Genomic DNA, 13,258 nt, shown 5'->3' on the forward strand with positions numbered 1-13,258 from the left:
GAACGCTCACACGTCCGTTGGTCAAAACCGAGTCGGCTGAACTTCGCCACTGCCGACCGGTGACGGTGATCACCGTAGCGGTGGTAGAGGGGAAGTAAGGAGAACTTACTGGATGGTTACGGCATCGATACAGTCAACTCTTGAATCCGGGAAGCGTCGTCCTGGGTAGTCCGCGTCACCGCACGCTCCCGAGCGAGAGCCCACCCTGCCAGTACTTCTGCAGCGACAGGAACGCTGCGACCAGCGGAACCACCGAGATGAACGACCCGGTGACGATGAGGTTCCAGACCTGCTCGCCGCCCGCGCCGGCGTTGGAAAGGGCTTGCCAGTTGTAGACCCCGACCGTCACGGGGAGCAGGTTCGGGTCACGCAGCACCGCCAGCGGCAGGAAGAAGTTGTTCCACGTGGCGACCGTGGTGAGGAGCAGCACAGTCACGATCGCGGGCCGGAGGAGCGGCAGGACCACCTGGAAGAAGAGACGAAGTTCACCCGCTCCGTCGACCCGTGCGGCGTCGAGCACCTCCTCGGGCACCGCGCCCTGGGCGTAGACCCGCACCAGGTACACGCCCACCGGGCTGAGCAGCGACGGCAGGATCACCGCCCACATCGTGTTGAGCAGGCCCAGGCCGCTGAGCAGCACGAAGGTGGGGATCACGAGCGCCGTCATCGGCACCATGACGGAGCCGAGCAGCAGCGCGAAGAACGCGCTGCGGCCCCGGAAGCGGTACTTGGCGAGGCCGTAGCCGGCCAGCACCGAGAGCACCGTCGCGCCGACACCGCCCGCGATCGCGTACACGAACGAGTTGCGGAACCAGATCCAGTAGATGCCGCCCTGGTGGCTGAAGAGACCGGCGATGTTGTCGAACAGGGCGAAGTCGGAGCCGAACCAGAGCGGCGCACCGCCGAACAGGCCCGCGTTGGTCTTGGTGGACGCCACCACCAGCCACCACAGCGGCACCACGAAGTAGAGCGCGAGCAGCACGAGCACCACGTGAGAGCCGATGCGGCGGCCCTGGCCCACGGGCTCCCCCGTCGTCCGCTCCGCCGCGGCCCGCTCGGCGCGTGACCTGGAAAGCACTGTCGAGTTCGCCATCACTTCAGCCCGCTCTGCTTGCGCGTCAGGAAGAGGAACAGGTACGAGCCCACGAACACGAGGAAGCCCAGCGAGAACGCCAGCGTCGACGCGTAGTTGAACTGGCTGTAGTTGAACGCCGTGGCGAACGCGTACATGTTCGGGGTGTAGTCGGTCGGGATGGCGCCCATCGCGGAGGACCGCAGCACCTGCGGCTCCGTGAAGAACTGCAGGGTGCCGATGAGCGCGAAGACCACGATCATCACCATCGACGACGAGATCATCGGCACCTTGATCCGCAGCGCGATCTGCCGGCGGTCGGCGCCGTCGAGCACCGCGGCCTCGTAGATCGACGGGTCGATCGAGCGGAGCGCCGCGTAGATGATGATCATGTAGTAGCCCACCCACTGCCAGGTCACGATGTTGACCAGCGACCCGAAGATGTTCGCGGAGCTGAGGAAGTTCGGCGCGGTCAGGCCCACCAGGCCGAACAGTTCCTGCGCCGGGCCGAACCGCGGGCTGTACAGGAAGCCCCACATCAGGGCACCGATCACCGCGGGGATGGCGTACGGCACGAAGATCAGCAGCCGCGAGACCCGGCTCAGCCGCGTCGCGAGCGTGTCGAGCAGGAGCGCCGCCACGAGCGCGACCAGGATCTGGACCGGCACCATCACCAGCACGAACCGGAGCACCCGCCAGAGCCCTTCCAGGAACACCGGGTCCGTAAAGGCCTTGACGTAGTTGTCGGCCCCCACGAACACGTTGCGCCCGGCGGTGGCGATGCCCTTGTTGTGCAGGCTCATCCAGAGGGCGTAGCCGAGGGGCAGCACCAGGAACACGGCGAACACGATGGCGAACGGCGCCACGTACACGTATCCCCAGCGCTGCCGTCGGCTGGCGATCTTGCTGGTCGGGCGGGTCGTGGCAGGCGCGACGACGCTCTTGCCCGTGGTGACCTCCGAGCCCATCCCCGACCTCGTTCCCGAACTCATTCCGTGACCGTGAAGCCCTGCTCGGTGGCGTACTGCACCAGACCGTCCTGGACGGTGCTCAGCGCGGTCGCCGCGTCCGTGTCCTTCTCCACCATGTCGTAGAGGGCCTGCGTCTGCTGGTCATAGGCGTAGACCTGGAACGGGCTGAACGAGAAGCCCTCGTACCCGTTGGCCGCCTCGAGGAACACCTCCTCGTTGATCTTCTGGCCACCGAAGAACGGTGCCTCGCGCTCCGTGAACCAGTCCGACTCGAGCATCGGCTTCCACTGCGGCCACAGGGCCGCCTCCTCGACGCCGAGCTTCCAGGCCTCCTCGGTGTTGAACAGCTCCTTGGCCACGGTCGCCGCGGCCTCCGGCTGCTCGGACTGCGTGGTCACGGCGAAGGTCGAGCCGCCCCAGTTCACCTGGACCGGGTTCTCCGTGTCCCACTGCGGGAGCGGCGCCGCGCGCCACTCGGCGTCGGCGTCGGCCTCCGACAGACCCTGCAGGTAGCCGGGGCCCCAGGCGGCCGCGAGGTAGACGGCGTAGGTGCCGTCGACGAGCGCCGCGTTGTAGTCGGTGGTGAACGCGTCCTCGGTGGCCACCAGGTCGTCGTCGATCAGGCCCTTCCAGTAGCCGAGGACCTCCTCGGCCTCCGGGCTGTCGACGTTGATGCCGATCTCCGTCGGCTTCGCGGTGTCGTACTGGAACGGCTCCCAGCCGTTCTGCGCGAACAGCGCGTAGTTGAGCGCGTTGCCGTTGGTCGGGAAGTCGGTGATGTGGCCCTCGAAGCCCGCATCGCGCAGGTCCTGGGCCGCCGTGGCGAACTCGTCCCAGGTGGTCGGCACGTCGACGCCGTGCTCCTCGAAGATGTCGGCGCGGTACAGCATGCCCATGGGGCCGCCGTCGACGGGGATCGCGTAGACGGCGTCGCCGTTGGAGACGTCGGACCAGGAGCCGGGGGTGTAGTCGCCCTCGAGCTCGCCGGCGCCGTACTCGGACAGGTCGACGAGCGAGTCGAGGATGGTGAAGGTCGGGATCACCTCGGCCTCGAGCATGATCACGTCGGGCGCGCCGGTACCGGCCTCGATGGCGGTCTGGAACTTGTTGTACTCGTCGGCGCCCTGGCCCGCGTTGGTCCAGCAGACCTGCAGGTCGGTGTGGGTCTCGTTGAAGTGGTCCACGATCGTCTCGAACGACGGGTACCACGCCCACACCGTCACCTGGGTCGCGTCGGGCTGCTTGATCTCGTTGGTGCAGGTCGCCGCCTCGGCGCCGCCCCCACCACCGGAACAGGCCGCGAGGCCGACGGCGGATACTGCCATGGCGGCTGCGGCAGCCACGCCGCGGCGTCGGGCTGATGTGCGCATCCGAGTCCTCCTTGATTCGGTACCGCGGCCGAGGGGCCGGGGTGTACCCGGCGTCGTCGCCGGGCTCTTTCAACGTTGTAGGAACGCTCGCCACCGTTCTACCCCGTAGCCGACGCCGTGGCAAGACCGGAGCAGGAGACGGTGCACCCTTCCACCCGCTCCTACTGCCCCGAGTGGTCGACGAACCAGAGCGGAGCGGGTCCGGACAGAATGTCGAACAGATGCTCTTCCCACAGGAATCCGTATCCCACCACAAGAATCAGCAGAACAACGACGGGAACGATTCTTCGTACCCATGCCGAACGACAGAACAATGCCAGTACGACCATGACCAGACCAGTGAGGACGAACGGTGAAGCGTTGGACCATCCCACCGCCTCGCTCGTCCAGCACTCTCCCTGGGAACAACCGTCCGCGACAAAGGGCAGGCTGGCCCGGAACATGGCGCCCACCCACGCGGAGAGAGCCACGACCACACCACACAACCCGAGACCTGCCCTCGCCACGACGGAGGACGCGCGGTCACGAACCGGGGCGATGCCCGAGGAAGCCAGGATGGTCGTGGCGAGCCAGGCGACTGCGCCTGTCACATCTCCCGAGCCATAGAAACTAGCTGTGCCGAGCGGTGTGATCACCGGGAACGTCACGGCTCCTGCGCGCGCTCCAGCACACACCGCACAAAGCACCGAAGCCGTCCCGAGGACCGCGAGAAAAGCCACCGCCGGACCAGGGTCCGGTGATTTCACCGGTTCCGGGAAAAGGGCCTCTCGGGGTGCAGAGCAGGCATTCTCAGTCACCCGGAAGCGACTTCCACCGTCTCGATACCGCCCTCCTGGACGCTCACCAGCCGGCCCTCCTGACCCTGCGCGACGTCACCCGTCGACTCGCGGCCCACGATCCGCGAGTCCGGCACCACGCGGCGGAACGGCGCCGGGTCGCCGGTCGCGCCGATGCGTTCCAGCAGCAGCTCGACGGCGGTGCGCGCGATCTGGTCGCGGCCCGGGTCCACGGAGGACAGCGCGGGGACCGAGTACTTCGCGTCGTCGACGTCGTCGAACCCGATGAGCGCCACCTGGCCCGGGACGTCGATCCCGTGGGCGTGCAGGGCGTGCAGCGCGCCGAGGGCGAGGGCGTCGTTGAGCGCGAAGACGGCGTCGATCTCCGTGCCGTCGTCAAGCATGCGGCGCATGGCCTCCGCGCCGGTGGAGCGGTGCCAGAGGCCCGCCTCGCCGATCAGTGCCGGGTCGTGCGGCAGGCCGGCCTCCGCGAGCCCCTCCAGATAGCCGGCGGTGCGCAGTGCGGCAGACCCGACCTGCTCGCCCGCGTGCGCCCCGATCAGGGCTATGCGACGGCGGCCGAGCGACGCCAGGTGCAGCGTCGCCGCCTTGGCCGCCGCCACGTTGTTCATGGTCACGTGGTCAGCCGGCGCCCCGAAGACCCGCTCGCCGAGGATCACTATCGGGAAGTCCACGGTGAACAGGGCGATGTCGTCGGGGCCGAGCGCCAGAGGCGAGAAGATCAGCCCGTCGGTGAGATGCCTGCGCCGGCCCGAGAGCACGTCGGTCTCCCGCTCGCGGCTGGCGCTCGTCTGCTCGATGAGCACCGTCCACCCGGCGGTGTCCGCGGCCGAGATGACGGAGTCGGCGAGCTCCGCGAAGTACGGGAGCGACAGCTCGGGAACGGCCAGCGTGATCAGCCCCGTGCGGCGCGTGCGGAGGTTCCGGGCGGACATGTTCACGCGGTAGCCCAGGTCCTCGATGGCGGACTGGACCCGCTGCCGCGTCTCGGCACGGATGTACGGGTAGCCGTTCACCACGTTCGACACGGTCTTGATCGACACGCCTGCGCGCTGCGCTACGTCGTGCATGGTCACAGCCACGCTGCCAGCCTCCGCTCCCCGAGTTTTCCCACAGAGTAGAGGACCGCCGTGACCCCCGCGTCGTAGATCGACTAGTGTGCAACGATGTAAAGCCGTCGACCGATCCAGCGAGGAACAATGACGACCTCCCGCACCCGCGTGCTGCTGCACCCCGACTTCACCGTCGGCACCGTCGACCGTCGCCTGTTCGGCTCCTTCGTGGAGCATCTGGGGCGTGCGGTCTACACCGGCATCCACGAACCGGGCCATCCGACGTCCGACAGCCACGGCTTCCGCCGCGACGTCGCCGACCTGACGCGCGAGCTCGGCGTCACCACCGTCCGGTACCCGGGCGGCAACTTCGTGTCGAACTACCGCTGGGAGGACGCCGTCGGGCCCGTGGAGCAGCGCAAGCCGTTCCTCGATCTCGCGTGGCGCACCGTGGAGCCCAATCTCGTGGGCACCGACGAGTTCCTCCAGTGGGCCGAGCGCGAGGGCATCGAGCCGATGATGGCCGTCAACCTCGGCACCCGCGGTGTCGAGGAGGCAGTGGCCCTCCTCGAGTACTGCAACGGCGAGGCCGGGACCCGCTGGGCCGACCTGCGCATCGCCAACGGCCGGGAGAAGCCCTACGGGGTCAAGCTCTGGTGCCTGGGCAACGAGATGGACGGCCCCTGGCAGATCGGGCACAAGGACGCGCACGAGTACGGCAAGCTCGCCCGCAACGCCGGGCACGCGATGAAGCTCGTGGACCCGTCCATCGAGCTGGTCGCCTGCGGGTCGTCGTCGATGCAGATGCCGACGTTCGGCGAGTGGGAGCGCACGGTCCTCGAGTACACCTACGACCTGGTGGACCACATCTCCATGCACGCCTACTACGAGGAGCTGGACGACGACCGCGCGTCGTTCCTCGGGTCGGGCACGGCCATGGACCGGTTCATCGACCGGGTGGTGGCCTCGGCGGACGCCGTGGGCGCCCAGCGCCGTTCCGACAAGCGCATCACCATCTCGTTCGACGAGTGGAACGTCTGGTACCTGCAGAGCCGGTTCCCCGGCGAGGCGAACCTGCCGATCCAGAAGGACGCGCCGCGCATCATCGAGGACGTCTACTCCGGGCTCGACGCCGTGGTCGTGGGCGACCTGCTGGTCACGCTGCTGAACCACGCCGACCGTGTCCCCGTGGCGTGCCTCGCCCAGCTCGTCAACGTGATCGCGCCGATCATGACCGAGCCCGGCGGGGAGGCCTGGCGGCAGCCGACGTTCCACCCGTTCGCGACGACGGCCCGCCTGGCGCGGGGCGAGGCGCTCGACCTGCGCGTGACCGGACCCAGCATCACCACCAAGGCCCACGGCGAGGTGCCGGCGGTCACGGCGGCGGCCACGCTGGCGGACGGCGCGTGCGCGCTGTTCCTGACCAACAGGTCCGCGGAGCCCGTCGAGGTGGAGCTGGCGCACCTGGGCGCCGCGCTCGAGGTCACCGAGGGCTGGGCCATGACCGCCGACCACGAGACCGCCGTCGTCGGGCCGGAGCATGCCGAGAAGGTGGCCGCCGAGCACTGGGGCGCGTTCGACGTCGCCGGGCGAGTCGCCCAGGGCGACGGCGCGACGACGAAGGTCACGCTGGCCCCGGAGTCGTGGACAGCACTGTCGGGCAGGCTCACCAGCCTGTAGACCCTCTTGTTGTGGGCGTGATCGTTCTTGTTGTGGGCGTGATCGTTGCGACTACCTGCCCGTTCCAGGCGCAACGATCACGCTCACGACAACGAAGGTCAGGCGTCGCTGCCGAAGCCGAATCCGCCGTCCGCCTCGGCGGCCCGCCAGAAGTCGCGCAGCATCTCCTCCGGGGTGTGGAGGTTGTGCCTGCTCGCCACAGGCTCCTCGTCGCCCGAGATCGCCTTGACCTCGTCGTGGATCCGCTCCATCGAGGTATCGAGCGACCAGGCCACGTCGGCCGCGAGCTTGAGCGAGTCGGTGAGGGGCCGGGGCACGTCGCCGTCGTACTTGTAGTAGATCTTGTGCTCGAGGCTGGCCCAGAAGTCCATCGCGATGGTGCGCAGCTGGATCTCGACGATGACGTCCTCGACCCGGTCGGACAGGTACACCGGGATCTGCACGATGAGGTGCAGCGACTTGTACCCGGTCGCCTTCGGGTGCTTGATGTAGTCCCGCTCCTCCAGCAGCGTCAGGTCTGCCTGCTTGAGCAGCATGTCGCGCACCAGGTAGATGTCGTTGACGAAGCTGCAGGTGATCCGCACGCCGGCGATGTCGAACATCTGCGCCCGGACGCCTTCCGGTGTCAGCGGGATGCTCTTGCGGCGGCACTTGGCGACGATCGACTCGAACGACTTGAGCCGCGAACCCACGTGCTCGACGGGGTTGTAGTTCTGCATGTGCCGGAACTCGTCGCGCAGGATCGAGACCTTGGTCATGACCTCGTCGATCCCGAACTTGTAGGTCAGCACCAGTCTGCGGAGCTCGCTGACGAGCTTCCGGAGCTCGGCGGGGTCAGGTATCGGGTGTTCCCGGACGTCCTGGGGCAGCTTGCTCACGGGGACCACGGTACGGGCTGAGGATGGAGCTGTGGGCTGGAACGCCACCCCTTTCGCCGAGGTAGTCGACTGGCGAGGTAGTCGTCTGGCGAGGTAGTCGTCTGGCGAGGTAGTCACCCAGCTCGTGCTCAGTGACTACCTCGCTGCATGACTACCTCGCCAGGTGACTACCTCGGCGTGAGGTCAGCTGCCGTTGGGCTCCTTCAGGCGGAGGAAGGTGATCGAGTGGGGCGCGAAGTCGTAGCTGAACTCCGTGCCGTCGCCCGACCGTGCCACGTCGAGCGTCGTCGTGCCCTCCACCGGCACGACCCGTTCCGGCTGCGCCTTGGTGTTCATGGCCGACGGCGCCCCGGTCATCTCGATGACCTCGGCGTCGGGCTCCACCGCGTACCCGTCGACCGTGACCGCCGTGCGCGCCACCGACTCGAAGGGGTTGACGACCTTGAGCACCAGCTCACCGGTGTCCTCGTCCCGCGTGACCACCTGGTACAGCGACTCGGTGACCGGCTCGGTGTACGTCATCTGCAGCTCGCCGTCGAGGTACATCTTGATGGTCCGGCCCGACACCACCACCTTGACGCGGTAGTCCCGTCCGGTCTCCAGCGAGTGGCCCTCGCGCGCCGCGACCTCGCCCTGCCGGCCGCCGTCGGCCCGCTCGAGCGCCTGCCGCGAGTTGCCCCAGCCGCCCAGGTTCCACCAGTAGAACTGGTCGGCGGCACCTGCGGCGAACCCGACCAGGAAGCCCTCACCACCGCCGAGCTTCCGGGCGTCGAGCTCGAGCGTGTAGTTGTCCCAGTCCCGGCCGTAGGCGTCGGTGATGATCGACCGGGCGTCCTCGACACCCGTGCTGGACTGCACGTACTCACCGTCCTGCACCGCCCAGTCGCCGCGCTGCGCCGCCCACTGCGACGCGTCGTCGAACGCGTCGGAGAACAGCACCTCACCGGTCTCGTTGTCGGTGACGGTCACGTCGTCGTACGCCGCCTGCGTGAGCCAGGACGACAGGAACACGCCGCCGGACAGGCCCGGCGCTGCTGCCTCGGGCCCCTCGTGCGCGGACGGGACCACCTGGTCGCCGGTGTTCGTCATGAACATCTGCTGCGTGTAGTACGACGTCGAGCCCCAGGACTCGTCGTTGTCGAACCACATCATGTCCGGGGACCACTGGACGTAGTCCTCGTTGGCGAACATCGGGGCGTAGGACGCGAGCTCGACCAGGTCGGCGTTGCGCTCGATCCCGGTCATGTACGCGGCCTCGGACAGCGCGTTGGACCACGCGTTGCCGCGTGAGGCGTACTCGCCGAGGAAGACGTGCGGTCCCTCGCGGTCGTAGGAGTCGTAGCGCTCGGTGTTGCTGAGGAACCACGACGGGTCGTTGTAGTAGTGCTCGTCGACCATCGCGACGCCCTGCTCGACGTTGTAGTCCCACAGCTCGTCGAAGCGGGCGCCCGAGTCGTCGGGACCGGTGTTGGAGATCACCGTGACGTCCGGGTGGGCCGCCTCGACGGCGTCCCGGAACCGCGGGAAGTTGGCCTCGAACGTGCGGGTGTTCTCCTCGTTGCCCAGCCCGATGTACTTCAGGTCGAAGGGCTCGGGGTGGCCCAGCGCGGCGCGCTTGGCGCCCCACTCCGTGTCCACGGACCCGTTGGCGAACTCGATCAGGTCGACGGTGTCCTGCACCCAGCGGTCGATGCGGACGTCGTCGGTCATCTCGGGGATGGTGCTGCCGCAGCCGTTGGCGCCCACCGACAGCACCGGGAGCGGCGTCGCGCCCAGGTCCTCGGCGAACTCGAAGTACTCGAGGTAGCCCAGGCCGTAGGTCTGGTTGTAGCCCCAGAAGTTCCAGTTGGTCGGGCGTTCCTCGACCGGCCCGATGGTCTCCTTCCACTGATAGGTCCGACGGCGGTCCGCGCCGTCCGACTCCAGGTACGTGTCGAACGTGCCCACGTTGGTCACGCAGCCGCCGGGGAACCGCAGGAAGGACGGCTCCAGGTCGGCGACCTTCTGCGCGAGGTCCTTGCGCAGCACCGACCGCCCGTTGACGGGGCCCTCCCACGTGTCCCGCGGGAACAGGGAGACCATGTCGAGGCGCAGCGTGCCCGCCGCACCGCCCGTGACCACGAGACGGGCGTCGGCGGCGGTACCGCTCGCGGTGAGCTTGGCCGTGCGCTTCTTCCACCGGTCGCTGCCGTTCACCTGCACGGTGGTCGACGCGTAGGTGGTGCTGCCGTCCGGGGACTCGAGGCTCACCCGCAGGGGCTGCTTGCGCTCGGCCCGGGCGAACACCGAGAAGTCGTACTTCTTGCCCTTCTCGATGGCGAAGCCCTCGTTGTAGCTCGCGTTGCGCACGCCGACGCCCGGCCCGTCGGCCTCGACCGTCAGGTACGCCCGGTTGGCGTCGTTCAGCCACTCGGCCCGCTCGGACTCGACCTCGGCAGAGCCGCTCGACCCGCGCCGCTGCACCACGTCCCAGCCGGTCATGCCGGTGAAGCTCTGGTTGTCCGTGGCCGCGAACTCGAAGGACCGGTTGCGGACCAGCTCGGCGTACAGGCCGCCGTCGGCCGCGTAGTTGATGTCCTCGTAGAAGACGCCGTAGAGGTCGTCGCTCATCTCCGTGCCCGCTGCCGCGGCGTCGACGTCGAGCGTGTGCTCCTGCACCGGGGCCTCGGCCGGCGGGTACGCCGCCAGCAGCGCCGCCTGCTCCTCCGCGGTGATCGGCAGGACCGTGCCGTGCCGCGGGCTGGCGGGCAGGGTCGCGTCGAGGTTGGCGGTCCACTCACCGCTGCTCAGGTCGTCGGTCTCGAAGAGCATGTAGCCCTGGCCGCCGTGGTAGCTCGGCTGGTCCTGGAGCAGGAACCAGCGGTCGTCGGTGAGGGACGGGAACAGCGTGGGTCCCTCACCGCCCGTGAACGTACCGCCCCAGGGGTTCGGCTGCCCGAACCCGACACGCTCGGCGATCAGGTCCCAGCCGTCGCCGTCGGACACGCCCTGGGTGCGACGCAGGTCCGTGGACGACTCCTGGCGCATCCCCATGTACGACTCGTCCTTGGTGAGGCGGTAGTAGACGCCGTCCTCCTCCTGGACCGTGGAGTCGATCATGCCGAGGCCGTCGCCCTGCGGCTCGTCGATCCACACCTGCGGCTCCGAGAACGTCTCGAAGTCCGTGGTGGTGGCGTACATCATGCGCTGGTACGAGGTCCGGATGTCGCGCTCGGCGGGCGGGACGTCGGCCGGGTACAGGGCGGAGGCCCAGTAGACGACGAACTCGCCGGCCGCCTCGTCCCAGAACGCCTCGGGCGCCCACAGGTTGCCCGCGTTCTCGGGGGCCAGCTCGATCTCGCGCTGCTCACCCCAGCTCACCAGGTCGGTGGACTCCCAGACCATGAGCTTGCGGCTGCCGGTCTCCTGGGCGTCGCCGAAGCTGCCGCCCCCGTGCATCTTCAGGTCCGTGGCGAGCAGATAGTACGTGCCGTCGCCACCACGGATGACGAACGGGTCGCGCAGGCCCTCCGTACCGAGCTCGGAGCTGAGCACCGGCTCGCCGCCGTTCAGCGTCGTCCACTCCAGCGGGTCCGGGCCGTTCGAGACGGCGAACGAGATGGTCTCGCCGTCGGCGGTCGACTCACCGGTGAAGTAGGGGAAGAAGTAGGCGGCGTGGTCGCCGTCCGCTGCGGTGGCCGACGCCGGACCGGCGTCACCGTCCGGCGCCGCCGCGGAGACCGCCGCGGTCGGGGCGATGAGCCCCAACGTGAGGGCGCCGGCGAGCCACAACCGCCGTGCCCGCCGTGGTGAGTGTTGATGCATCGATGTTCTCCTTCTCGTTCGGGTTGGCGTGGTCCGTGTGCTGGGAGATCTGCGCCCCACCGCCACGGGGTGCTACTCGCCCGAGGGCGGGGCGATGACCTGCCCGGACCTGACCGGGCTGCCGAACACCGGCCAGCCGTCGGAGGTCCAGTCGATCTTCTGGGCGCGGGTCTGCCGGGTGGATCCACAGCCGTCCGACGCCGACGGGTTGCCGTGGTAGACGACCCACTCCTCGGTGCCGTCGGGTGAGGTGAAGAACCCGTTGTGCCCGGTCCCGTAGACGCCGTTGCCCTGGGACAGCACCGGCTGGGGGTGCTTGGTCCAGTGCGCAGGGTTCATCGGGTCGCTGCCCGTGAGCTCGGCGATCCCGAGCTTGTAGTCGGCCGTGTTGCACGACGACGCGGAGAACGTCATGAAGGTCCGCCCGCCGCGCTGCAGTATGGCGGGCGCCTCGTTGACGCGTGCCCCCTGGGTCTCCCAGGAGTGCTGCGGCGTGGTCAGGGTCGCCTGCGGTCCCGTGACGGTCCACGGGTTGGTCATCCGCTGGATCCGGACCGTCTGGTTCTGTCCTATCCACTCGGAGAACAGCAGGTACAGGTTCCCGCCGTGCTGGAGGTACGAGCTGTCGATGTTCCACTGGTTCGGGAGCGGGGTACCCATGAACTCGTAGGGCCCCATCGGGGTGCTGCTCGTGGACCGCAGCACACGGATCCGCTGGCCGTCGAGGTTGGTCTGCGAGTTGCCCGAGGTGTAGGTCAGGTACCAGGTGCCGCCGATCCGGTGGAACTCCGGTGCCCAGTGGCTGCAGCAGCGGGACGTGTTCCCCGCGTCGTCCCACACCACGGTGTCGGGGGCGGTGGAGAGGCCGGCCAGGGTCGTGGCCCGCCGCATGACCACCGTCGAGTTCCACGTGGTCGTGGACAGGTAGTAGTAGCCGTCCCAGTACTCCAGCCAGGGGTCCGCACCATTGGTGCGGATCGGGTTGGTGAGCGTGCCGCTCGAGCTGACCGGGACCAGGTTCCACCGCTGCGCGGCCAGACCGTTGTCGTCGTACTGCGAGATCCGCGACCCGGCCTCGGTGGAGAACTCCCACAGGTCCATGGCCTTGCCCGAGAACCGGTTGAGGAAGGTGACGGTCCCGTCGGAGTTCTCCCGGACCTGCCACTGCTGGTTGGTCGCGTCCAGGTCCTCCCACTGGGCGATGTCCGCGCCGTTGTCCGCGTTCCACTCGAACACGTCGAGCACGAGGCTGGAGTGCCGCGCCTGGATCCGGTAGTACCCGTTCCCGGAGTCCAGGAACCGGAACTGCTGGTGGTGGCCGTCTCCCCGGCCCCACTGGGTGAGCAGGGCGCCCGGCTCCGTGGACCGGCCCTCGACGTCGAGCACCAGGCCGGAGTGGGCGGACTCGATCACGTACCACCGGCCGGTGTCCACGGCGGCCCTGGCCGAGGTGGGCGAGCCCACCAGACCGATCATCGCGAGGGCGGCCACGAGCACCGCCGCCAGCACCGAACGAGCAGGGCGAGCCCTGCCGGGGGCTTCGTTCATCGTTGTAATTGGATGCATGTCGACCTCTCCGTCACGTCGTTGTGAATGGGGGGGGTACCGCGGCCCTGGCTCGACGTACCGAGTAC

The 13,258-nt window shown here is 68.5% G+C and carries 9 protein-coding genes; 1 reads left to right on the plus strand and 8 read right to left on the minus strand.

Annotated elements, in window-relative coordinates; translation table 11 throughout:
- Positions 1-175 precede the first annotated feature (175 nt).
- The 5 genes from LUM46_RS00005 to LUM46_RS00025 all read right to left on the minus strand — a co-directional run bounded on the left by LUM46_RS00005 (position 176) and on the right by LUM46_RS00025 (position 5,292).
- Positions 176-1,093 carry a carbohydrate ABC transporter permease gene (locus LUM46_RS00005; protein WP_274991486.1) on the minus strand — a complete coding sequence of 306 codons (918 nt, stop codon included), beginning with the start codon at positions 1,091-1,093 and terminating at the stop codon, positions 176-178.
- On the minus strand, positions 1,093-2,064 hold the full coding sequence (locus tag LUM46_RS00010; protein WP_274991487.1) for a carbohydrate ABC transporter permease: 972 nt from the start codon (positions 2,062-2,064) through the stop codon (positions 1,093-1,095). The genes LUM46_RS00005 and LUM46_RS00010 overlap by 1 nt, the downstream gene beginning before the upstream one ends.
- Positions 2,061-3,413, minus strand: coding sequence for an ABC transporter substrate-binding protein (locus LUM46_RS00015; RefSeq protein WP_274991488.1), 1,353 nt, complete (start codon positions 3,411-3,413; stop codon positions 2,061-2,063). The genes LUM46_RS00010 and LUM46_RS00015 overlap by 4 nt, the downstream gene beginning before the upstream one ends.
- Before the next feature lie 161 nt (positions 3,414-3,574).
- A complete protein-coding gene (locus LUM46_RS00020; protein ID WP_274991490.1) occupies positions 3,575-4,060 on the minus strand; it encodes a hypothetical protein in 486 nt (161 codons plus the stop codon).
- A 146-nt stretch (positions 4,061-4,206) separates the two neighbouring features.
- Positions 4,207-5,292 carry a LacI family DNA-binding transcriptional regulator gene (locus tag LUM46_RS00025; RefSeq protein WP_274991492.1) on the minus strand — a complete coding sequence of 362 codons (1,086 nt, stop codon included), beginning with the start codon at positions 5,290-5,292 and terminating at the stop codon, positions 4,207-4,209.
- 117 nt (positions 5,293-5,409) lie between these two features.
- On the opposite strand from LUM46_RS00025, the gene arfA reads away from it, so the two are divergent.
- Positions 5,410-6,942 (plus strand): arabinosylfuranosidase ArfA, encoded by a 1,533-nt coding sequence (gene arfA, locus LUM46_RS00030; RefSeq protein ID WP_274991493.1) that lies wholly within the window; start codon positions 5,410-5,412, stop codon positions 6,940-6,942.
- A gap of 98 nt (positions 6,943-7,040) precedes the next feature.
- On the opposite strand, the gene LUM46_RS00035 is transcribed toward arfA, so the two are convergent.
- The 3 genes from LUM46_RS00035 to LUM46_RS00045 form a co-directional block, all read right to left on the minus strand.
- Complete coding sequence (locus tag LUM46_RS00035) at positions 7,041-7,820, minus strand: GTP pyrophosphokinase (protein ID WP_274991495.1); 780 nt, start codon at positions 7,818-7,820, stop codon at positions 7,041-7,043.
- A gap of 183 nt (positions 7,821-8,003) precedes the next feature.
- A complete protein-coding gene (locus tag LUM46_RS00040) occupies positions 8,004-11,624 on the minus strand; it encodes an alpha-L-arabinofuranosidase C-terminal domain-containing protein (protein ID WP_274991497.1) in 3,621 nt (1,206 codons plus the stop codon).
- Positions 11,625-11,696: 72 nt separating this feature from the next.
- Entirely contained in the window at positions 11,697-13,172 is a 1,476-nt protein-coding gene (locus tag LUM46_RS00045; RefSeq protein ID WP_274991498.1) for a family 43 glycosylhydrolase, read from the minus strand.
- Positions 13,173-13,258 lie beyond the last annotated feature (86 nt).

Source organism: Promicromonospora iranensis, assembly GCF_028994805.1.
GTDB classification, from domain to species: domain Bacteria; phylum Actinomycetota; class Actinomycetes; order Actinomycetales; family Cellulomonadaceae; genus Promicromonospora; species Promicromonospora iranensis.

Coding starts and splice junctions, on each gene's coding strand:
- LUM46_RS00005 (WP_274991486.1), bottom strand. CDS start 1,093: ATGGCGAACTCGACAGTGCTTTCCAGGTCACGCGCCGAGCGGGCCGCG.
- LUM46_RS00010 (WP_274991487.1), bottom strand. CDS start 2,064: ATGAGTTCGGGAACGAGGTCGGGGATGGGCTCGGAGGTCACCACGGGC.
- LUM46_RS00015 (WP_274991488.1), bottom strand. CDS start 3,413: ATGCGCACATCAGCCCGACGCCGCGGCGTGGCTGCCGCAGCCGCCATG.
- arfA (WP_274991493.1), top strand. CDS start 5,410: ATGACGACCTCCCGCACCCGCGTGCTGCTGCACCCCGACTTCACCGTC.
- LUM46_RS00040 (WP_274991497.1), bottom strand. CDS start 11,624: ATGCATCAACACTCACCACGGCGGGCACGGCGGTTGTGGCTCGCCGGC.
- LUM46_RS00045 (WP_274991498.1), bottom strand. CDS start 13,172: ATGAACGAAGCCCCCGGCAGGGCTCGCCCTGCTCGTTCGGTGCTGGCG.